This is a genomic window from Oleiphilus sp. HI0128 (assembly GCF_001635365.1).
Genome location: NZ_LWGG01000131.1, coordinates 1 through 861 on the forward strand (window position 1 = coordinate 1; position 861 = coordinate 861).

1 protein-coding gene is annotated in these 861 nt (G+C 42.5%); it reads left to right on the top strand.

What is annotated here, in order from left to right; genetic code table 11:
- Nucleotides 1-861 (top strand): tol-pal system YbgF family protein (locus A3763_RS27915; RefSeq protein WP_197482684.1); only part of this gene is annotated, 861 nt, incomplete at both ends.

Genomic DNA, 861 nt, shown 5'->3' on the forward strand with positions numbered 1-861 from the left:
TAGTAAGGTATTAGATAAGTACCCTGAGCTAAGGAATGCAATCGGGTACGATACCTTGGGCCTCAAGGATCAAGATATTGTTGACGATACCTTCCGACTTTTCTCTACTATGTTTTCTCAAGACAGAAGCGGCGAGAGTATTGAGGTGCTACAACAGAGTATCGGGCATAAGGACTATGCATATTTGCTTTATGACTCCTTATTTCGATTCCACCTAAGATCTGAGCGATTTCGTGATGCGGGTCTCGTAGCCAGGGGCTTTACCGATAACTATCAAATGAATTTTGATGCTTATCGAATGGCACAAAATGAAATACAAACCTATCGTCGTGGTAATTTCGATATTCTAGAATGGGAAGCGAAAGAAAATTTTGTAAAGAATTTCGGTGTTCATAGCCCTTATTGGAAAACGCTTGAACCCTCTCAATTAGAGATTGTCAGACCTTTGCTTGTTGAGGCCCTAGATGAGTTGGCACACCTATATTATGTAAGAATGCAAACGGCTTACGCCAAAGACTCCGAAGTTAAGAGTGAGCCTGCTGAAATTTCAGCTAAAGCGTCAAGCTATTATGTATTTGGTAAGCAGGCTGCAGACTATTACGAAGAGCTGGTTCTCACGCGAGGTCAAGATCGCTATAGCGGTGAGAACCTTTACCTTGCAGCTGAGGCTGCATATAAAATTGGTGATTATCGTCGTGCAATTTCTCTATACGAACGTGCAGCTTATGAAAATGTTAGCCATCCAAAGGCAGTTCAAGCTGGCTATGCTTCAGTTCTGACATATGACGACATCAAAGTTTCAAATAGCGGCAATACCCAAGATCTCGGGCCATCTGATAAGCTACTTCGCAGAGAAGCGAT